Here is a 20,776-nt window from a genome sequence, read left to right as displayed (position 1 = left end):
TTGTGAGAATGGTTATCATAAAAAACTGATCTTCGAGCCAGCCACCGGCCGCCGAGCCAGGAAGCCAGCCAGACCGCTATTCTCACCTGGAGGCTTCTCGCATGGCTCTACTGTCGTCTCGCGCCGATGCGCGGCTGTTACAACCCTGCGCTGCAGCGCTGCTGGCCGCATTTTCTTGTTCGGCTCTGGCTCAGAAGGCCGATCGTCAGCTGGGCGAGGTGGTGGTTTCGGCCACTGGCTTCGAGCAAAAGATCACCGATGCGCCGGCCAGCATCTCGGTGGTCACCCAAGAAGAACTCGCCAAGAAACCCTACATGACCCTGATCGACGCGGTGCGCGAGCTGGAGGGTGTGGATGTTGGCGAGACTTCGGACAAGACCGGGCAGAAGACCATCAGCATGCGCGGCATGGGCTCGGACTATACCTTGGTGCTGATCGACGGTAAGCGCCAGAACAACCACGGGGATATCTACCCCAACGATTTCGGTGGCAACCAGTTCAACCACATTCCGCCGCTCGATGCCATCGAGCGCATCGAGGTGATCCGCGGTCCTGCGTCCACCTTGTACGGCGCCGATGCCCTGGGTGGGGTGATCAATATCATCACCAAGAAAGACGCCAGCACATGGACCGGGTCGGTCACCGTTGGCCGCAGTTTCCAAAGCGATAATGCCTTTGGTGAGGACACTACCACCGACTTTAGTCTGCGCGGTCCTATCGTGCCCGGCCTTTTGTCGATGAGTCTGCGCGGCAGTTATTACCAGCGCGATGCCTCCAATCCGGAATTCGAGGATGCGGTCGATCCCAATGGCGTGATCCGCACCCGGGTGCTTGGCTTTGGCGGCGGCGGCAAAACGGTCGACAACACCAATAAAGCGCTTGGCTTCAGTCTGTATCTGACGCCAACGGATAATCAGCGCCTCAGCTTCGACTTCGATACCTCCCGGCAGGTCTACGACAACAAACCGTATCTGGATAAGAGCGGTACCTTGCAGTACCCGCTGGGTACGGTCGATAGCATCGACACTATCTGGCGCGCCAGCGGCGGGCGGGTCCAGCCGCGAGTCGGTTATGCCGACGAGCAGGAATTTACCCGTGATGCGTGGTCCATCAGCCACGAGGGCAAATGGGACTTTGGGAGCAGCTTCGTCGCGTTGTCCTATGTGGAGACCGACAACAACGGCCGTACGCTGCCTTTCACCGTGGCCGAGCGCGAGCTGCTGCAGCAGATCTACGACGCCGCCGGCCCTTATGCCGGGCTGAGCGTGGCCGAGCGCAAGGCGATTGCCGAGGCCACCTTCCTGCCGCGGCGCAAGCGTACCTTGCAGAGTAACCAGTACACCCTGGATGGCCGTCTCGATATCCCGCTGTCCAAGCTGGCCGGTGAGCACCTGCTGGTGGTGGGCGGGCAGGTCATCCGCGGCGAACTGCAGGACGGCGTGTTCGGCATGGAATCGGGTACGCCGGGTAAGGTCCAGGAGCACAACATGTGGTCGGTGTTCGTCGAGGACAATTGGATGCCGACCGACGTCTTTACGCTGACTGCAGGCTTGCGTCATGATGACCACGAGATGTTCGGCACCAATTTATCGCCGCGTCTGTATGGCACTTACAAGCTCGGCCCGCTGTGGACCTTGAAGGGTGGGGTCAGCACCGGCTACAAGACGCCCAAGACCACCGACCTGTATGACGGCATCACCGGTTTTGGCGGTCAAGGCACCATGCCCTTTGCCGGCAATCCGGATCTCAAGCCTGAGAAAAGCCGCAACACCGAAATGGCGGTGTACTGGAATCACCCCAACCGCCACAACTTCAATCTCACGGTGTTCCGCAACGATTTCAAGGACAAAATCATGTCCGGCGAGGCCACCCAGAGCTGCGAGGCGACCGGCGGCGTGCGCCCGTGCGTGAATCTCGGTGACTACACCAGTCTCGGTTACACCAGCTACAACCAGAAGATCAACGTGGATGAAGCCCGCATACAAGGTATGGAGCTTGCCGGACGCTGGCAGATGTTCGACACCCTGGCCTTGCGTGGCAACTATACCTACACCGACAGTGAGCAACTGAGCGGTGCCGACAAGGGTCTGCCGTTGACCAATTCGGCCAAGCACATGGCCAACGCTACGCTCGACTGGCAAGCCATGCCCAAGCTCAACGTCTATCTCACCTTGGAGGCGCGCTCCAAACGCTACCGCGGCAAGGATGCGGACAACAACCCCCGTTACTTCAAGGACTACGAAGTCTATCACCTGGGTGCGAGCTACCAGTGGTCAAAGCACTTCACCGTTCATGCGCGAATCAACAACTTGCTGGACGAAGACTTCACCTCCTATTCGTTTGTGCGTTGCACGACCGGCAGCCAGTGTGTGGGCGGCTGGGCGCCTGAAGACGATTACAACAACAAGGACAAGGCCCGCAGTGTCTGGGTCAGTCTGAACGCCCGTTTCTGAGGCGGGTAAGACGTCGATGCCCACTTATCCACCACCGCCCGCCAGTGCGCCAGCGCGCGTAGCGCCTGCCACCGCCGCCGCGCCGCAAGTGCGCCGGGCGGTGTGGCTGCGCCTCTTGCATCAGTGGCACTGGGTGAGTTCCGCGTTGTGTCTGTTTGGCCTGCTGTTCTTTGCGGTGACCGGTATCACGCTCAACCACGCGGGCACCATCGAATCGCGTCCGCAGATACTCACCCGCAACGCCAGCCTGCCGCCGGCGCTGTTGCAGGTGCTACGCGAGCAGGCTGTGCAGCGGGCGGGTACCGAAGCCGCTTTGCCACCCGCTACCGAACGCTGGTTGGCCGAGGTGTTCGAGCTGCGGCCTGCCGGCCGTCCCGCCGAGTGGACGGCAGACGAGGTGTATCTGGCGTTGCCGCGCCCAGGGGGGGACGCTTGGCTGCGCTTTGACTTGCCTGCCGGGGTGGCGGAATACGAACTCACCGACCGCGGCTTGATCGCTTGGCTCAACGACCTGCACAAAGGGCGGCATACCGGTGCCGCTTGGCGTTTGTTCATCGACATTTTTGCGCTGGCCAGTGTGGTCGTGTCCCTGAGCGGTCTTCTCATCCTGGCGGCGCACGCCGGCAGTCGCGCTGCGGTGTGGCCGGCGGTCGGTCTTGGCGTGGTCGTGCCGGCGCTACTGGTCATACTCTTCATTCACTAGTTATGGAGCATTCCATGCACAAGACCGTGCTTTTTGCCCTCGGCCTGCTCGCAGCGACGCCGGCGCGTGCCGCCGGCATGGAGATTGACATTGAGCTGCCGCGCATCGAGGTGGCCGACTACCGGCGCCCCTATGTTGCGGTGTGGGTGGAACGACCAGACAACAGCGTGGCGGCCAATCTGGCGGTTTGGTACGACCTGAAGATGCGCAATGGCGAAGGTACGCAGTGGCTGAAGGACATCCGCCAGTGGTGGCGGCGTGCCGGGCGCGACTTGCAGGTACCGGTCGACGGTTTGACCAGCGCAACCCGTCCACCCGGCCTGCACCGGCTCGGCTTCACCGCCGGCGCTGCGCCTTTGGGCGAGTTGGCGGCCGGCAGCTACCGTCTGGTGGTGGAAGCGGTGCGCGAGCACGGCGGCCGCGAAGTGCTGACGTTGCCCTTCGATTGGCCGCCGCGCGAGGCTGCGGTGCGCGAGGCGGGCGGGGAGCGCGAGTTGGGCAAAGTTGCCCTGCATCTGAAGCCTTGACTGTTATCTTTAAGGGAGCAATCACCATGATCGGACACCGCATCGTTTTTGCCGCGCTGACCGCAGCGCTGGCTGCGCCATTGGCTCACGCTCATGAAACCTGGCTGGTGCCCTCGTCCACCGTGCTGTCGAGCACCGGCTATGTGACTGTGGATGCGGCCGTGTCGAACCAGGTGTTCCACTTCAACCACCGCCCGCTCCAGGTGGGCGATGGCTTAACCATCCATGCGCCAGACGGTCGTACGCTACAGCCCGAAAACCTGGTGCAAGGAGCGTTACGCAGTGTCTTCGACCTCAAGTTGGACGCAGCCGGTAGTTACCGCATCGCAGTGGCCAACGCGGCGGTGATGGCGAGCTGGAAAGAAAACGGCCAGCCGAAGCGTATTCGCGGCACGGCCGCTGAAATCGCCGAAAAAGTGCCGCCGGGTGCCGCCGACTTGGTGCTGCGTGAAGTCGCCACGCGCATCGAGACCTTCGTGACCGTTGGCAGCCCGACCGAGCTGAAGCCGGTAGGCGAAGGGCTGGAGATGGTGCCGGTCACGCACCCGAACGATTTGTACGCTGGCGAGGAGGTCAGTTTTGCCTTCCATGCCAATGGCCAAGCGGCCAAGCAGTTGAAGGTCGCCATTGTCGAAGGCGGTACCCGCTATCGCGACCGGCTCGACAAAGTGGAGTTGCTCACCGATGAACAGGGGCGGATTCGGCATGTATTCGCCCGGCCTGGGCTGTATTACCTCAATGCGGTGATGACCGGCAAGAGCCCAACCAACCCGGATATGGAACGTCGTCTGAGCTACACCGCCACGCTGGAAGTTTTGCCGCAATGATGAGGCGGATCGCATCGCTGCGGCGGGTGCCTCCCGTATGCTGACGCTGGAGCCCGGCCGCTGGCTGGCCGCCGGCGGCCTGCTCGCCGGCTATGCCGGGTTGTGTTGGCACTGCCTGCGCGCGGCCCGGGGCCGCGTGCGCTCTGCGCGTCAGACGACTGTCGGAACCGTGCTGCTGGCTTATGCCAGCCAGAGCGGCCAGGCGCACGAACTTGCCCGACAGGCTGCCGCGGATTTGAGCGAAGCGGGCCTGCCGACCATCTGTTTGCCCTTGGCGCGGATCGATCTGGCCCTTTTGCAAGCCAGCCGCCAGGCGCTTTTCGTGGTCAGTACCTACGGCGAGGGCGATGCACCCGACAACGCCGCGGTCTTCGAGGACCGCTATCTGAACAGCCCTGCCGATCTGTCCGCGCTCGATTACGGCTTATTGGCCCTGGGCGATTCCTACTATGCGCAATTTTGCGCCTTTGGGCGTCGACTCGATGCTTGGTTGCAACGAAGCGGTGCCCGCCCGGTGTTCGAGCGTATCGAGGTCGACCGCATGGCGCCGGTGGCACTGGCGCGCTGGCAGCATTGCTTGGCCAGTTTCGGCGGGCTGTCGGCAGCCAAGACGTCCGCGGCCCTCGATGCGCCGTTGCAACATTGGTGTCTGTGCAGCAGCCGGCTGCTCAATGCCGGCAGCGCAGGCTGGCCGGTGTATCAGGTCGAGCTGCAGGCGGTCGATGGCGATGGTGCGCCACGCCCGCTGCCCGAGTGGGAGCCCGGCGATTTGCTGGACCTGTTTCCTCCCGGCGAGGGGGCTCGCCCGCGCACTTACACCATCGCTTCGCTGCCTGCCAGCGGCGTGGTGCAGCTATTGGTCCGTGAAGTGCGCGGGGACGATGGGCGGCCGGGGTGCATGTCGGCCCTGCTCGGTAGCGCAGCGCAGATCGGCATGCGCTTTGCGGGCCGGCTGCGGGCCAATCCCGGCTTCCGTCTGGGTGAGAATGCCGCGCGGCCGCTGATCCTGATTGGCAATGGCACCGGTTTGGCGGGGTTGCTGGCGCATCTGCGCTGGCGTGCGCAGCGCGGTAAGCGGCGTAATTGGCTGATCTTTGGCGAACGTCAAGCAGCCTTCGATCGCTTATGTGGCGAAGAACTCGACGATTTGGCCGCCCGCGGTCTGCTTGCCCACTGTGACCGGGTGTTCTCGCGCGATCCGCCGGCCGGAGAGTATGTGCAGCACCGTCTTGAGCGTGTCGCGGACACTGTACGCGAGTGGGTGGCCGACGGTGCTGCGATCTATGTCTGTGGCAACGCGGTGGGTATGGCCCCGGCAGTACATGAAACTCTGGAGCGCCTGCTAGGCGCGGATGGACTGTCCCATTTGGTCACAGAAGGGCGCTATCGGCGCGATGTTTACTGAGTCGTGGCACCTGGCGTGGCCGTTTATCTGAATGAATCATTCCGATGACCCGAGGAGATCAATCATGAACAAGACACTGCCGGTTTTGACCTGCTTGGCAGCCTGCATCGCCTTATGGACTCCGGCTGCGCAGGCCGACGACGCGGTGCAACCGCCCCGGGTGGATCACTACCAGGCACGCCAGGCTGACGACATCGTGCAAACCATCGCCAACTTACGCGAAGCCAACCAGCAGCTCGAAGCCATTTTGGCTGGCGAAGTCGGCGAATACGACATACACGATGTGCACAGCCTGTGTTACACCATCGAGGACAGCCTTGCCCGACTTGCCGACGAACTGCGGCGATTGAAGGACATTGCCGGGGATTTGCATTTTGCCTCCGAAGGGCAAAAACGCAGCGAAGTGATCGAGTACGGCAAAGCGTATTTATCGGGTGTGCGCAAAATCATCGATTGACCGGAGGGTGCGCGGCGGCGCTGCTAACCACGCCTGTGCGCCGGATGATGCCGGCGCGCAGCGGGCTGCCGGGCACCCCGGCCAAGCTCGCCGGGATGCAAGGCGAGGATTCTGCCGAGGCGGGGGTTGGCGATCCGGTTGTCATGCGTTGTGCTGACGATGCCTGCATGGCGGTCGACAGGGCGGCACGCAAGCTGGCAAACAGTCTCAACGAGGCGGTTTCGAACTCGCTGCCGATGAATACGCGCGGACGCCGGCTCATTTCGGTGACACCGCCTCGAGCAACTGTTCCAGCGCGCAGCATGAAGCAACGATGGCCGGGTCGGCGCTGTAGTGTTCAAGATGTTCGATGACCAGGCGCGCTTGACGTTCGGCGCGCAGGCAGCCCGAACCCGCGTAAAGATGCAGGTTCTGGATGGCGCTGTTGACCAGTTTGAGCACTTCGTTTGGGTGAGGGGTTTGCATGAACGCCTCCACTGTCGGTCTATCAAATGATAACAATTATCGTTTAGAATGCAAGGGCGAGGCGCGCCAGTGCCGATGACGCAAGGCGCGATACCTGCTTGGGGATGGGCTTGCTGGGACATCTTGATTTACAAAACGAAATTATTATCATTTGCGAACGCATTGCCGGAACGTTGCCGTTTCCGGTGCATAGCCGCTTTCTGCAACCTCTTAGCCAGCGACCGATGCCGCCGTGAGGATAGGTAGCCAGCCATCTTTCTACGGAGATACCGATGGTTCAGCGATCCTCTGCATGCCCGCGGGCAGCCGCCCGGCTTCGTTTTCCTCTGGTTTCCATTCTGGCTTTGATGGCGGCAGGGGCGTTGCCACCGCAGGCGAGTGCCGATTCGCGGCTGGATGAAATCGTGGTGACCGCCACACAACGCGAACAGTCGGTGCGCGACACCCCGGCGGCGGCAGTCGTGGTCGGCCGTGAGGATATCGATGCGATCGCCGCGGACAATGTGCTTGGCGCAGTGCGCGAGACTACCGGGGTGGGGTTGATCGGCCAAGGCGTGGGCGGGCGCAAGACGATGTCTTTGCGCGGCATGGACGGCAAGCACACGCTGTACTTGGTCAATGGCCTGCGGGTGATCAACACCGACGATTGGGTTGGACATTCTGATTTCCAGTACGACTGGACGCCGGTCGATGGCATCGAACGCATCGAGGTAGTGCGCGGACCAATGTCGGTGCTGTACGGTTCCGATGCGGTCGGCGGAGTGATCAATGCCATCACCCGCCGTCCGGGGGCCACATGGCAGGGTGGCGTGCGTTTGAGTGCGCGCGATGTGCGTGGCGCCGGCGATGGCGACGCGGTCGGGGGCGGGCTGCACTTATCTGGCGCGCTAACCGACACCCTGCGCGTGGCACTCTCGGCTTCCAGGCTGCGGCGCGATCCTTTTGAGTTGAAGGAAAATCCGCGCTTATCGGAAATCGAAGGCTCGGACCTTTCCGCGGGTCATGTGCTGCTCTCCTGGCAACCGAGCGCTGCGCACACGGTCGATCTCGAACATCGCGCCAGCAATGAGACGCGTGACCGCGATCAGGCGCGCGGTGGGGTGTACTATCGTGACACCTATGACATCGAGCGATCGCAGTCGGTAGCGACCTGGCGCGCCGACTGGAACGGTGTAGTGACGCAGCTACGCGCTTGGGAGTCGGATTTTGATGTAACCAACAAGCGCAGCAACGGGGTGGCGCCGACGCGACCGCAGAGCATGCGCGAGCGTGGGGCGGACGGCAGGGTCGGTTTTGCCGTCGGCCACATGCAGTACCTGACCGTCGGTGCCGACCTGCGTACCGAGACACTGCGTAACGCCGGCCTGGCCGGTGGCAAGGATGACGCGGATTTTCGCGCGCTCTATGTGCAGGACGAAATCGCCCTGCGTCCCGATTTGACGCTCACCTTGGGCGTGCGCCGGGATCGTCACAGCATCTTCGGTGCGGAAACCAGTCCGCGGGCCTACCTGGTGTGGCACGCCTCAGAGGCGTGGACGCTGCGTGGAGGCTATGGTGAAGGCTTCCGTGCGCCCACGCTCAAGCAGGCGTCGGCCAACTACGAAGGTGCTGAAGGCCCGCACACTTTCTACGGTAATGCCAATATCCGCCCGGAAACCAGCAAATCGTGGGAGATCGGCGCGATCTATGCCGCTAATGGCTTGGATTGGGAGACGACCGCTTTCCGCAACAAGGTCAAAGACCTCATTACCACCCGCCAGATCCAGCAGATCGGCCCGCGACGGTTTTACATTTACGACAACGTTAATAACGCACGCATCGATGGTATCGAGACCACGCTGCGCGTCGATCTGGGTCGCGGCTTTCATGCCAGTGCCGGTGCGCAATGGCTGGATACAGAAGATGAGGCCACCGGTTCACCACTCAACGGCCGTACAGATCATGTGCTGGACGCGCGCCTGGGATGGCGGGGCGGCGCCTGGGACGCCGCCTTGCGCGTCGAGCGCATGGGTCCCCAGTACGTGAGTTCGGCAGACCGCAAGGCGCCGGCCTACACCCTGGTGCATATGAACCTGGGCTACGCGTTGAATCGCCATTTCCGCATCCATGGCGGCATCGACAATCTGACCAACGTTCGTCTGGCCGAAAAATCGGACCTTTTCAGTTACGCCGAAACGCCGCGCACCTTGCGTGTGGCCTTGCACGGGTCTTTCTAAAACTGTTGAACGCCAGCCGCCCGCCGGCTGCGGGCGGCGTCGTCATTTGCGGAAGTCGCGCATGGCTTTGTCATCGTTTTTTTTCAAATTCCACTCGTCGCATGCCCGGCGTCGTCGCTACCTGCTGCTTTCGCTCACCTTGGTGCTGCTGGTAGCGGCCACTGCATTGTGGTGGGCCAGTCGTCCGCTGGGTCAGCCGGTGGTGATCGTGAGCAGCGACTTTGTGCCCGGCGGCAAGTTTGCAACGCTGATGCGCATTGCGGCGGACGCCGGGGTCGAGCTGCGTGTGGCCAACATCGACCATGATGATGCCGTCCGCTTGGCAGAAATTTTGGCTGGCGCAGGCTTGGTAGTGCTCGACACCCCCCGCGAAGAAGACGGGCGGCGGATGCAGGAAGCGCTTGGTGACTTGCTCGAGCGCCCGGACATGCCTTGGCTGCAAGTAACCGCGCGTGGCGCCCGGATGGGCGGTGGGCTGGATGCCGTCCGTGGCGAAACGCTCTATGACTATTACCGCAATGGTACTGCGCGTAACTTTGCGGGCTTTTTTGCTTATGTGCGGCATCACTTGTTTGGTGAGCGATCGGTGGCTGTGCCTGAGCCGGTCATCTTCCCGGCCTCTGGCATCTACCATCCCGATCACCCAAACCTGGTGGTTGCCAGCTTGAGCGAATACCGGTCCTGGCTGGGTGCCGAGCGCGCAGCGCGCCGCCCAGCGGTGGGTATCGTGGTGCATCAGGCCAACATCGGCAACATGGACATCGCACATATCGACGCCCTGGTGCGTCGGCTGGAAGCGCGTGGGGCGCTACCGGTGGTGTTTTACCACCCCCTGATGGCCGAGGCCGGTGCGCTGGACATCGTCACCGAAGCGGGGCGCGCCGCGGTGGATGTGATGGTCAATTTTCAGGCCATGTATCAGGACCGTCGGCGCGAGGACTACCTGCGCCTGGATGTGCCGGTGCTGCAGGCGATGACCTGGCGCGAGGGGGATGCCGCCCACTGGCGGGCCAGCGCAGTGGGCATATCGAGTACTGCGGTGCCGTTTGCCCTGGCCATTCCCGAACAGGCCGGCTTGGCCGACCCCTTGGTGGTGGCCGCGGTGGAGAACGGGCGTGCCACCTTGATTCCGGAACAAGCCGACGCCTTGGTGGCCAAGCTGCTGCGGATCGCGCGTCTGCGTAGCACACCGAATGCCGACAAGCGGCTGGCGCTGATGTTCTACAACTATCCGCCGGGCGAAAAAAACATTTCCGCCTCGTTTCTAAATGTGCCGCGCAGTCTGGCACGGCTGAGCCAGGTATTGGGTGCGGCCGGCTACAGTGTGCAAGCGGTGGCCGAGCAGACCCTGACAGACACGCTGACCCGCCTGATGGCACCGTTTTACCGTGGCGGCCAGCTCGAAGCGTTACTGGCCGACGATCTTGCCGCCCGCTTGCCGCTGGCCGAATACCGCGCCTGGTTCGATACGCTGCCGGCGGGCGTGCGCGAGCGAGTAAGCGGCCATTGGGGCGCGCCCGAGGACGATCCGATGTTGCTGGGCGACGGTGCCGGGTGCTCCTTTGTCATTCCTCGGCTGATGCTGGGCAACCTGATGTTGATGCCGCAGCCACCACGCGGGAGGGTTGGCGAGGCGGCCGAGAAAGCCATCTATCATGACACCAAGGTGCCGCTCACACATTTCTACATGGCGGTCTACCTGTATGCCCGCCAGAGCTTTGGCGCCGATGCGTTGATTCATTTCGGCACGCACGGCAGTCAAGAATGGACGCCGGGCAAGGAACGCGGGCTGTCGGTGTATGACGATCCGTACCTGGTGCTGGGCGATTTGCCGGTGGTCTATCCTTACATCGTCGATAACATCGGCGAAGCCACCCAGGCCAAGCGCCGCGGGCGCGCCACCATCGTCACCCACCAGACGCCACCGTTTGCGCCGGCCGGGCTGCATGACACGCTCACACCGTTGCACGACCTCATCCACCAGTACGAGCTGCTCGACGAAGGCGCGGTCAAAGCGCGCACCCGGGCTGCAATCGTCGACGAGGCCGCGCGCCTGAACCTGCTCGAAGACATCGGCTGGACCGCCGAGCGCGCCCGTGCAGACTTCAAGCCCTTCGAGCGCGAACTGCACGACTGGCTGCACAGCCTGGCGCAAAGCGCGCAGCCGCTGGGTCTGCATACGCTGGGTGAGGCGCCGGCAACCGAGCATCGCATTGGCACCGTGATGCAGATGCTGGGTGCGCCGCTCTACGCCACGCTCGGCCTCAAAGAACCGGACGAACTGTTCGTGGATGACTATCGTAATTTGCAGGCTTCGGCGCCCTATCGCCTACTCGCCGAGCATCTTCTACAGCCCAGCGCGGCGACGCCGGCCAATGATCCCGCGCGCGCAGCACTGTTGGCCGAAGGGCGGCGATATTTCGAAGCGCTGTCTGCAGCTGGCGAGCATCAGGGTCTACTGCGCGCGCTTGCAGGGCGTTTCATCGATACCCAGTACGGTGGCGACCCGGTGCGTAACCCAGACAGCTTGCCCACCGGGCGCAATCTCTACGGCTTCGATCCGTCGCGCCTGCCCACCGAGCAAGCCTGGCGGGCCGGCGGAGAGGCTTTTGCCCAGCTGCTGGCCGCTTATCGCGCCGAGCATGGCCGGGAGATGACCAAAGTGACCTTCTCGCTGTGGTCGGTGGAGGCCATGCGCCACCTCGGGGTGCTCGAAGCTCAGGTATTTCACGCGCTGGGCGTCAAACCGGTATGGGATCGCTTTGGGCGCATCACCGACGTCGAGGTGATCCCGCGCGCCGAGCTCGGCCGTCCGCGGGTGGACGTGGTTGTCTCGGCCACCGGTTTGTACCGCGATCACTTCCCGAATGTCATGCGTCAGATTGCGCGTGCGGTGGAAAAGGTGGCCGCGCTGGACGAACCGGATAATGCGGTGCGTGCCAACACCTTGGCGCTGGAAAACAGCTTGCTGGCGCAAGGGTTTGCCCCCGCCGAAGCCCGCCTGCACGCGCTGACCCGCATCTTTTCCAGTGAAAGCGGGGCTTACGGCACCGGCTTGGACGATGCCACCTTGGCCACCGACACCTGGGAAGCCGAAAGCAAATTGGCCGAGCTTTACCTTGCGCGTATGCAGTTCGCCTATGGGCCGGACGAGGCGCGCTGGGGTGAAAAGGTTGCGCGGCCGGACGGTGCGGCAGATTTCAACCTCTATGCCGAGCACCTCAAGGGCACCGAGGCCGCGGTGCTGGCGCGCTCGTCCAACCTCTACGGCATGCTGACCACCGACGACCCGTTCCAGTACCTTGGCGGCATCGGACAGGCGGTGCGCCACCTGGGCGGTGCTACGCCGGGGCTGTACATCAGCAACTTGCGCGATCCAGCGCAAGGCAAGGTCGAGTCGGCAGCCCGCTTCCTGGCCGCCGAGTTGCGCGCGCGTTACTTCCACCCGCAGTGGATCGAGGCCATGCAGCAGGAAGGCTACGCCGGCACGCTCAACGTGCTGGATACGGTCAACAATTTCTGGGGGTGGACCGCAGTGGCGCCGGAAATCGTGCGCGATGACCAGTGGCAGAGCTTCTTTGATGTGTACATCAACGATGCTCTCAACCTCGGCATGGAGGCGTGGTTCGAGCGCCACAACCCGACCGCCCGCGCGCAGATCGCCGAGCGCATGCTTGAAGCCACACGCAAGGAGTACTGGCAGACCGACGAGGCCACCCTGCGCCGCTTGGTCGAAGTCTATGCAGACGCGGTGGCGCGGCTCGACTACCAACCGACGAGCAGCAAAGTCGACGATTACGTCGAAGCCCTGGCCGCCGGTTTTGGTTTGAATCTGGCCGCAGCGCCCGCGCCGGCCGACAGCGCCGCAGCGGCCGGAAGCGAAACCGTCACCGGGCAGGTGCTGGAAAAGCAGCCCGCGCCTCAGCCTGAGAACACCCCCATCCGGTGGGCGGATCTTTTGCTCGCCGCGCTGACCCTTTCTGCCCTGTTCGCTGGCGGCCTGCGCCAAGCCCGACAAGCGAAGCCGCCGCTACGGCCGTTGCCCTGATTTTCATGTCGAACTTCAAGCGGAGGACTGCAATTCATGTCGCACTTTATCGAATCGTCGATGTACGAGCTGAGCCAATTGTTCATGCTGCCGGTGCTGTTACTGGTCACGCTGCTGTTTTTGTATGCCTTTCATGCCTTGGGCGGCTTCATCGTCGAAGTGCGCCAGCGCCGCCGCGACGATCCGCGCGCTTTTGTGCTGCATGCTGCGCTGCATGCCGAGCCAACGCTGACGGCGACCGAGCTGGAAGCGATCGCAGTGCGCCGTCTGGAAGTGCTGCGCATTGCTACCCGTGTTGGACCGATGCTCGGCCTGGTGGCGACCATGATTCCGATGGGGCCGGCGCTGATGGCGCTGGCCGAAGGCAATCTGCAAGATGTCAGCCGCAACCTCACGGTGGCCTTTTCGGCAGTGATCCTGGCCTTGATCGCCTCGGCCATCACCTACTGCGTGGTCAGCGTGCGCAGACGCTGGTTGGCCACCGAGCTGGCGGAACTGGAAAAGCGCGCTCTCGCGGTGCCTGCGCGACCTGCAGCGCATGACGATGCGGTCGCGCAGCTTGCCACGGAGGGTGTGCAATGAGCCTGCGACTGATGGACGATTTTGAAGCCGACGATCCGGTGCTTTCGGTGGTCAATTTGATCGACGTTTTTTTGGTCATCATCGCCGCGCTGCTGCTGGCGATTGCCAACAACCCGATGAATCCGTTCACGCAAGACGAGCTGACCATCATCAAAAACCCGGGGCAGCCGAACATGGAGATGATCGTCAAAAAGGGTCAGATCATCGAGCGCTACCAAGCCAGCGGCCAGATCGGCAGCGGCGAGGGTTCACGCGCTGGCGTGGCGTATCGGATGAAGGATGGCTCCTTCATTTATGTGCCGGAGGCCAATGAATGAGCATCGAACCGGTCTGCCGCGGGCACATCGGGGGGCGCGGCAGACCGGCGTCAAGGTGTGGTGAGCAGGATTGCCTAGGCAGCTCGTCAAGAAAGCACGCCGACGGGCTATCCAGCGGGCTGATTCAGAGGTGCTCAGTTGGCCACACTGCCTTCCGGCAGCAGTTCGCTGTCGCAAAGGGCGCCGAAGGCGTGCCAGTGGCCGATCAGTGCGTCGGCCGTCTCGCGGATGCTGGCGGGCTGACGTGGGTCGTCGCGTAAGAGCCTGAGGTGATCGGTGATCGCGTCGGCCACCGCGCTGCTGCGGGTGGACGGAAAACGCGTCATCAGGTACAGCACCGCCGAGAGCGCCAGATCGGGCCGGTTGGCGTACTGCGGGCCGTCGGCCGGGCGTGCGTCGAAAGCGGCGCGGGCGCTCATTTACAGCCTCACCGCGTAGTACTCGACCACATGCTGGACTTCGATCGGGAAGGGCACCTCCGACGGGTCGGGCAAACGGGTTACGGTGGCGCTGAGCGTTTGCTCATCGAAGTGCAACCACTCTGGGCGACTCAGTGCGGGTTCGACCAGGCACTCCGCGGTGGCAGGGATGCGGCGCCCCTTCTCGGTCAGCGTGATGGTGTCGCCCGGTTTGATGCGAATCGACGGGATGTTGACCGAACGGCCGTTGAGCAGCACATGGCGATGACGCACCAACTGGCGCGCAGCGACGGCGGTGGGAGCGAAGCCGGCACGGAAAACAAAATTGTCCAGGCGGCGTTCGAGCAGTTCGAGCAATTTGTCGCCGGTGGGCGCCTTGGCGTTTTTGGCTTCGCGGAACAGGCGACGGATCTGGCCTTCGGTCAAGCCGTAGTTCAAACGCAGTTTCTGCTTTTCCATCAGACGCAGGCCGAAGTCTGATTTGCGTTTGGGCTTGGCGCCGTGCTGGCCGGGAGGGTAGTTGCGCTGTTCGGGCGATTTGCGGGACAGGCCGGGCAGCGCAACGCCGAGCGCACGCTGAACTTTGAGGCGGGGGCCGGTATAACGGGACACGGAAACTCCTATTAGAAGTGCGGATGATAATGATTTGCATTGTAATAAACTTTGTTTCGCGGTCAACGCCTTGCTTGGTGCAGCTCATCGGCATCGATTGATCAGACTTGATATGAATCAAGTGATAATCGTTCGCATTTTTGCATCATCCATGCCGTTTCCGTACCTCTGGGCAAGCCAGCATCTCGCCAGCCAGCCTGACCGCCATTTGGAGATCGTGATGAGAATGCGCCCCCTTGCCCTGGCTTGCCTCGCCTTAGCCGTGCCGCCTGCGTTTGCCGACTCTGCCGACAGCATACTGGGCGAACTCAGCGTGACCGCCAAAGGATATGCTGCGGATGAGCTGGACACCCCGGCTGCCACGCTGTCGCTGTCGCGCGACCAACTGCAGCGCCGCGGCGCGCACAACGTCGGCGAGGCGCTGCGCGGCGAACCCGGCCTGGCGGTCTCCGGCGACAGCGCCCAGGGTCAGAACCCGGTGATCCGCGGGCTGAAGAAGGAGAGCGTGGTGCTCTTGGTCGACGGCATCCGCTTCAACTCCGCACAGCCGGCCGGAGCGATCGCTTCCTTCATGAGCCTGCCGCTGGCCGAGCGCGTGGAAGTGGTCAAAGGTCCGGCCTCGGTGCTGTACGGCAGCGGCGCGTTGGGCGGAGCGATCAACGTGCGCTTGCCGCAGGCGCGCTTCGAACCCGGTGTCGGGCTGGACACCGCCGTTTCCTGGGATAGCGCCAGCCGCGGCATGCGTGCCACCGGCGTGATGAACGCGGCCAACCAGGACCACGCGCTGATGTTGGGTGCTTCGCTAGCGCGCATCGACGACTACCGGGCGCCCAGCTCGGTGAGGTGATCGTCAATCCTGAGCAGGACGACTTCGATCAACGTCAGCATGCGCGCTCCACCAAGCTCGTGTACGGCCGGGAAGAACTCGACCGGATGAACGAACTGACCATCGGCGACTACCTGCGCCGCATGCCCAGCGTGACCTTCACCGGCCCGCCGGGGAACCCCAAGGATGTTCGCGTACGCGGCATGGACAAGGGCTACACGCAGATCCTGATCGACGGCGAAGCGGTCTCCTCCGGCACCAAGGAACGCCAGATCCAGGTCGACCGCATCCCCCTCGACATGGTCGAACGTATCGAGCTGATCCGCGCGCCCTCGGCCGACATGCCCAATGAGGGCATGATGGGTACGATCAACATCGTCCTGCGCAATGCGCCGGACAAGCCGGTGGCGAACGCCCGCCTGGCCATCGGCCGGCTGTTCGGCGAGAAGGCAAATAAAGACAGTTGGAACCTGTCGGGCCAGTATGGCAACGGCAACGGCGATCTGCGCTGGCTGCTCAACGCCTCGGTCGGCCAGCGTGCCGATCTCAAGAGCAAGCGCACCGACGAAACCTCCTACAACGCGGGTGGGGCGGCTGTCGGCCGTAAGCTGGTGTTCGAGGACGAGCGCGTGGTGACCGACACGGCGGACTTCGCGCCGCGTCTGAACCTGCGACTGTCGGCCGATGACGAACTGGTGCTGACCCCCTGGATTACCCGCTCCGACGAGCGCAAAAACAGGCCCAAGGACAAGTCCAAGTACAACGGCGCCCCCTTCACCGATCCGGCCACCGTCACCGACGACGGACGCATCGTCGAAGATGAGGACAAGTTGCGCGAGACTTGGCGTCTGCGGGCCGAATGGAAACGTTCGCTCGGCCAAGGGCAGCTATCGGTCTATGCCGCCACCCAGCAAGGCGGGGAGACCAGGGACAAGACCACGCTCGATTACAAGGCGAACGGCAGCCTCACCAAGGTGGCGCTGGAGCGCGACGACAAGGACGAGCGCGAATGGTACGCGGGCGTGCGGGCGACACAAGTAATCGGCGCGCACAAAGTGTCGGCCGGCGCCGAGTACCGCGACGCCAGCCGCGAGGACGCCAAGACCGTGCAGGAAGGCGCAAGCTGGGCGGCGTTGGCCCCCATGGCGGCAGGGCGTGGCGACAGCTTCGACATCCGCGAGCGCCGTTGGACGTTCTTTATTCAAGATGAGATCGCCCTGGGCGGTGGCCATTTCCTCACCCCCGGCGTGCGCTGGCTGCACAACCGTCAGGAGGCGGTGGACGGCCTCGGGGCGTCCTCGGGCGGGACGGTACGTGCCAGTACGCCGTCGCTCCATTACCTGTGGCAAGTCGACGGACGCAACAACCTCAGGGCCAGCCTCACCCGCACGCTCAAACCGCCGAAGTTCGACGACCTGTCCACGGTGACCGCGTCGAGCGACGGCACCCTGGCCAAACCGGATGTGTCCGGCAATCCCGCCCTGCGGCCGGAGAAGGCGCTGGGGGTGGAGCTGGGGTGGGAGCATTTCCTGCCCCAGGGCGGGGGCGTGCTGGGTGCCAACCTCTTTCATCGCGACATCGAGGACATGGTCCAGGCACGCACCGAGCTGGAAGGCTCCCGCTATGTGCAGCGCCCGCAGAACGTCGGCGACGCCAGGGTGTGGGGGTGGGAACTGGACGCCCGTCCGCAGATGGACATCATCGGCCTGCCTGAGTTGATGCTGCGCTTCAACTACACCCGCTTGTACTCGCGCATCACCGACGCCACCACCGGCCTGACCACCCGCATCAAGGACCAGCCGCCGTATGTCTACAACATCGGCTTCGACTGGCAATTGCCCAAATGGGACGGCGCCTGGGGGGTGAACTACAACTACACACCGAAGTACCTGAAAAACCCGACCGAGCCGCTGAAAGCAGACTACGAGTCCGAACAGAAGCTGCTCGATCTGTACGTCATGAAGCGGCTGTCGCGCGATCTGGCCCTGCGTTTGACCGCCTCCAACCTGCTGGACATGAAGAAGGTCAAGGACAAAGCCGAATACAACGGCGCCGGGGTCATGACCAAGGCAACGACCGAAGTGGAGCGTGGCGGACGGGCCTTCTTCGTGGCGCTGGAAGGCAAGTGGTAAGCCCCTGCCAGGACCTCGATCCCCCGATACAGAGAAGGAGTACAACGGAATGAACCTGAAAGCCCGCGACTGGCACAACTGGGTGTCGGTGCTGCTCATCCTGCCGATGCTGCTGGTGGGGTTCACCTCGATCTTTCTGGCTCACAAGAAAGAGCTGGGGCTCAACGAGATCGACCTCACACCCTATGTCGGCTGGCTGCCCGGATACGGCGCGAGCGCGATGCGCGCGATGTCCCCGGAAATCCGCAGCACTGCGACACTGGCCGATGGCAGTACTCTGGTCGGCACGCAAAACGGCCTGTTCCGCGCGGATGCTGCCGGCGTTACCGCGGTGGCCGAACTGGCTGGCGACCAGGTGCGTGACATCCTGCCCATGACCTGGGGCGTCATCGTCGCCGCCAAGAGCGGTGTCTGGCTGGAACAGGACGGCCGCTGGCAGCGCGTGCTCAAGGGTGACGCCTGGAATGCCAGCGCCAACCTGGATGGCTCGGTCACCGTCACCTTGAAAGAGCGCGGCCCGCTCAGTAGTCCGGATGGCCGCTTCTGGAGCGCACCGGCCGTCTTGGTGGCTGGCATTGCCAGCCTGCCCCTTGAAGAGATCCCGCCGGAGCGGGTGACCCTGGGCAAGCTGATGATCGACCTGCACACCGGCAAGGCTTTCCTGGGTAAAGACGGCGAATGGGTCTGGATCGATTTGCTGGGCTTCGTGTGGATCTTCCTGGGGTTTACCGGCTTGTGGCTATGGTGGCGCACGCAAACAAAGAAGCGCGATGCTGCCATCAAGCGCGCCCAGACTCAGCCCGGGATTGCGCATGCCTGAGCCGGCAAGTGTGGTGCTCGGGCTGATGTTGGTCGTGACGGTGGCCGCGCTCGTTGTGGCGCTGCTCATGTTCATACACGGGCTGCGCGCCCGCGCCACCGCGCGCCCCTACGCCCGCTTGGCGCCGCCGCCACGAGCCGGGGCGCGCAAATCGAGCGCGACGGCCGGTGAGCAGACCGGGGGCGACCGCCAGGACAGTCGGCGATAAATCATGCTCGATTGCGTTTGGCATGACGCCCCTATGGTGGATGGCTGTCTGGCATGGACTCGTAAGCCTTGCTGCTGAAGTGTTAGAACGTTATTACCGCGAACTGCTGGCCTATTTTTCCGGCGCTTTGAACGACCGCGAGCATGCCGCCGATGTGGTCCAGGAAGCCTATGCGCGCGTGCTGGCGCTGCAAGAGAGCGGCCATGCGGTGCGCGAGCCGCGTGCGTTACTCTTTCGGGCCGCACGCAGCGCGATCATCGACGGCCATCGGCGCGCGCAGGTGCGTAGCGCAGCGCAAGGCGATGCGGGCGCGACCGAGGAGGTCGCGGCGCCGACCGCGGATGAGCCGGAAGTCCAGTTGGCCAACAAACGGGCTGCCAACCGCCTGCTGGCTGCGATCGAGGCTTTGCCCCCGCGCTGTCGGGAGGCTTTCGTGCTGTTCAAGCTCGAGGGGCTGCCACAGGCCGAGATTGCCCGCCGCATGGGTATTTCGCGTAACGCGGTGGAAAAGCATGTGATAGCCGGCATGGTTGCTTGCCGTCGCGCTTTACGGGATGGTGAAACGTGAGCCCCATGTGGCTGTCAGGGGCGCCGATGGTGGCGCGTCTACCGGATGGGGTGGACTTTCATCTTTGCCGGATGCTGAACCTGCGATGACGCCTTCCGACTTGGCTCGCGCCGAGACCCTGTGTGAACAGTCTTCTGCCGATGCGCAGGCGGCTTGGTGGTGGCTGCAGCATTGCGAGGGGGCGCTGGATGATGCCGACACACCGTTGGCACGCGGCTTTGCCGAATGGCTCGCGGCCGACCCGGCCCATCGCGAGGCTTGGCAGGCCATGCTCGACACCGCGCAAGCGTTGGCGCAGTTGCCGGCCGATGTCTTCGCTGCGCATGGCCGGCCAGCCGTCGTGCACACCGACGCCTGTCGCCTGCCTGTGACCGGCCGTACGCGCCGGGCCTTTATGACTCAAGCTGCATGCGCAGCCGGCGTCATTGCAACGGCAGGGCTGGGTGCTTGGTGGATGGTCGGCCAACAGCTCGCCCGGCCGCAGTTTGCGCTCACTCACGCCACCGCGCGGGGGCAACTGCACACACTGAGCTTGCCAGACGGCAGCCAAGTACATTTGGACACCGACAGCGAGGTGGCTATTGCGTTGTACGCTGATCGCCGCGAAGTCCGGCTGCTGCGCGGCCAGGCCCTGTTCGAGGTAACGGCGGATTGGGCGCGCCCTTTTCAGGTCGATGCCGGCATGACCCGTGTGACCGTGCTCGGCACCCGTTTCCAGGTCCGCCATGTAAGTGCCGGCGTGGACGTGGCGGTGGCCGCCGGGCGCGTCCGGGTGCGTCGTCGCCCGCCCGGGGGCCAGCAGGCGGCGGACGGGCCGGCAGACAGCGGCGCGGTGCTTGGCCCCGGTGATGCACTGTGGTCCGATGCCGCCGGCTATCCCGCGGCGCTGCGTGCGGTCGCAGTGGGTACCGTGGCGGCCTGGCGGGATGGCCGGCTCAGCTTCGACAACACCCCGCTGAGCGAAGCGCTGGCTGAATTTGCGCGTTATGGTGACACCGGTCTGGTGCTCGGCGATGAGCGCGTGGCCTCGTTGCGCGTTACCGGAAGCTTCGAAATTGCCCGCGTTCAGGACTTCGCCCGAGCGCTGCCGCGCGTACTGCCTGTGGCACTGCGCAGGCGTGACGGACGCACGGAAATCATTGCACGCTAGTTTTTCGCTTCCGAGGGTCAGGATTTTACCCGCGCCTGCGT

19 protein-coding genes are annotated in these 20,776 nt (G+C 63.6%); 16 read left to right on the top strand and 3 right to left on the bottom strand.

Features of this window, described 5'->3' with window-relative positions:
• The first annotated feature begins 101 nt into the window (after positions 1 to 101).
• From DIE29_RS13565 to DIE29_RS13540, 6 genes are all read left to right on the top strand, one after another.
• Positions 102 to 2,453, top strand: a complete 2,352-nt coding sequence (locus tag DIE29_RS13565; protein WP_114650143.1) for a TonB-dependent receptor domain-containing protein — start codon at positions 102 to 104, stop codon at positions 2,451 to 2,453.
• Between the two features lie 16 nt (positions 2,454 to 2,469).
• The gene (locus DIE29_RS13560; protein WP_114650142.1) at positions 2,470 to 3,156 is read left to right on the top strand and encodes a PepSY-associated TM helix domain-containing protein; all 687 of its coding nucleotides are present in this window, start codon (positions 2,470 to 2,472) and stop codon (positions 3,154 to 3,156) included.
• 14 nt (positions 3,157 to 3,170) lie between these two features.
• Positions 3,171 to 3,683, top strand: a complete 513-nt coding sequence (locus DIE29_RS13555) for a DUF2271 domain-containing protein (protein WP_108081158.1) — start codon at positions 3,171 to 3,173, stop codon at positions 3,681 to 3,683.
• A gap of 26 nt (positions 3,684 to 3,709) precedes the next feature.
• On the top strand, positions 3,710 to 4,510 hold the full coding sequence (locus tag DIE29_RS13550) for a DUF4198 domain-containing protein (protein WP_108080835.1): 801 nt from the start codon (positions 3,710 to 3,712) through the stop codon (positions 4,508 to 4,510).
• Positions 4,511 to 4,547: 37 nt separating this feature from the next.
• The gene (locus tag DIE29_RS13545; RefSeq protein WP_114650141.1) at positions 4,548 to 5,915 is read left to right on the top strand and encodes a sulfite reductase subunit alpha; all 1,368 of its coding nucleotides are present in this window, start codon (positions 4,548 to 4,550) and stop codon (positions 5,913 to 5,915) included.
• Between the two features lie 64 nt (positions 5,916 to 5,979).
• On the top strand, positions 5,980 to 6,372 hold the full coding sequence (locus tag DIE29_RS13540; protein WP_108080833.1) for a DUF6746 family protein: 393 nt from the start codon (positions 5,980 to 5,982) through the stop codon (positions 6,370 to 6,372).
• 258 nt (positions 6,373 to 6,630) lie between these two features.
• Here DIE29_RS13540 and DIE29_RS13530 read toward each other — a convergent pair whose 3' ends face one another.
• A complete protein-coding gene (locus DIE29_RS13530) occupies positions 6,631 to 6,837 on the bottom strand; it encodes a hypothetical protein (protein ID WP_108080831.1) in 207 nt (68 codons plus the stop codon).
• Between the two features lie 272 nt (positions 6,838 to 7,109).
• Here DIE29_RS13530 and DIE29_RS13525 point away from each other — a divergent pair, with 272 nt between their 5' ends.
• The 4 genes from DIE29_RS13525 (at position 7,110) to DIE29_RS13510 (ending at position 14,000) form a co-directional block, all read left to right on the top strand.
• Entirely contained in the window at positions 7,110 to 9,053 is a 1,944-nt protein-coding gene (locus DIE29_RS13525; RefSeq protein WP_114650140.1) for a TonB-dependent receptor plug domain-containing protein, read from the top strand.
• A gap of 61 nt (positions 9,054 to 9,114) precedes the next feature.
• A complete protein-coding gene (gene cobN / locus DIE29_RS13520; protein ID WP_114650139.1) occupies positions 9,115 to 13,101 on the top strand; it encodes a cobaltochelatase subunit CobN in 3,987 nt (1,328 codons plus the stop codon).
• Positions 13,102 to 13,137: 36 nt separating this feature from the next.
• Positions 13,138 to 13,683, top strand: coding sequence for a MotA/TolQ/ExbB proton channel family protein (locus DIE29_RS13515; RefSeq protein ID WP_114650138.1), 546 nt, complete (start codon positions 13,138 to 13,140; stop codon positions 13,681 to 13,683).
• Positions 13,680 to 14,000 (top strand): DUF2149 domain-containing protein, encoded by a 321-nt coding sequence (locus DIE29_RS13510; protein WP_114650137.1) that lies wholly within the window; start codon positions 13,680 to 13,682, stop codon positions 13,998 to 14,000. Before DIE29_RS13515 ends, DIE29_RS13510 begins: the two co-directional genes overlap by 4 nt.
• A gap of 134 nt (positions 14,001 to 14,134) precedes the next feature.
• On the opposite strand, the gene DIE29_RS13505 is transcribed toward DIE29_RS13510, so the two are convergent.
• Both DIE29_RS13505 and rpsD read right to left on the bottom strand, forming a co-directional pair.
• Positions 14,135 to 14,419, bottom strand: a complete 285-nt coding sequence (locus DIE29_RS13505; protein WP_114650136.1) for a hypothetical protein — start codon at positions 14,417 to 14,419, stop codon at positions 14,135 to 14,137.
• The gene (rpsD, locus tag DIE29_RS13500) at positions 14,420 to 15,031 is read right to left on the bottom strand and encodes a 30S ribosomal protein S4 (protein ID WP_114650135.1); all 612 of its coding nucleotides are present in this window, start codon (positions 15,029 to 15,031) and stop codon (positions 14,420 to 14,422) included.
• Between the two features lie 220 nt (positions 15,032 to 15,251).
• Here rpsD and DIE29_RS13495 point away from each other — a divergent pair, with 220 nt between their 5' ends.
• The 6 genes from DIE29_RS13495 (at position 15,252) to DIE29_RS13470 (ending at position 20,735) form a co-directional block, all read left to right on the top strand.
• A complete protein-coding gene (locus tag DIE29_RS13495) occupies positions 15,252 to 15,878 on the top strand; it encodes a TonB-dependent receptor (protein WP_114650343.1) in 627 nt (208 codons plus the stop codon).
• Entirely contained in the window at positions 15,875 to 17,989 is a 2,115-nt protein-coding gene (locus DIE29_RS13490) for a TonB-dependent receptor plug domain-containing protein (protein ID WP_108080827.1), read from the top strand. The genes DIE29_RS13495 and DIE29_RS13490 overlap by 4 nt, the downstream gene beginning before the upstream one ends.
• A gap of 49 nt (positions 17,990 to 18,038) precedes the next feature.
• Positions 18,039 to 18,809 carry a PepSY domain-containing protein gene (locus tag DIE29_RS13485; protein WP_108080826.1) on the top strand — a complete coding sequence of 257 codons (771 nt, stop codon included), beginning with the start codon at positions 18,039 to 18,041 and terminating at the stop codon, positions 18,807 to 18,809.
• On the top strand, positions 18,802 to 19,017 hold the full coding sequence (locus DIE29_RS13480) for a hypothetical protein (protein WP_102042816.1): 216 nt from the start codon (positions 18,802 to 18,804) through the stop codon (positions 19,015 to 19,017). Before DIE29_RS13485 ends, DIE29_RS13480 begins: the two co-directional genes overlap by 8 nt.
• A gap of 79 nt (positions 19,018 to 19,096) precedes the next feature.
• A complete protein-coding gene (locus tag DIE29_RS13475; protein ID WP_102043315.1) occupies positions 19,097 to 19,585 on the top strand; it encodes a sigma-70 family RNA polymerase sigma factor in 489 nt (162 codons plus the stop codon).
• Between the two features lie 85 nt (positions 19,586 to 19,670).
• On the top strand, positions 19,671 to 20,735 hold the full coding sequence (locus DIE29_RS13470) for a FecR family protein (protein WP_162860642.1): 1,065 nt from the start codon (positions 19,671 to 19,673) through the stop codon (positions 20,733 to 20,735).
• Positions 20,736 to 20,776 lie beyond the last annotated feature (41 nt).

The sequence above is a fragment of the Pseudothauera hydrothermalis genome, from assembly GCF_003345255.1.
GTDB lineage: Bacteria > Pseudomonadota > Gammaproteobacteria > Burkholderiales > Rhodocyclaceae > Pseudothauera > Pseudothauera hydrothermalis.
The sequence above is the reverse complement of the archived record's forward strand: the minus strand, read 5'-3'. Positions and strand labels throughout refer to the sequence as shown.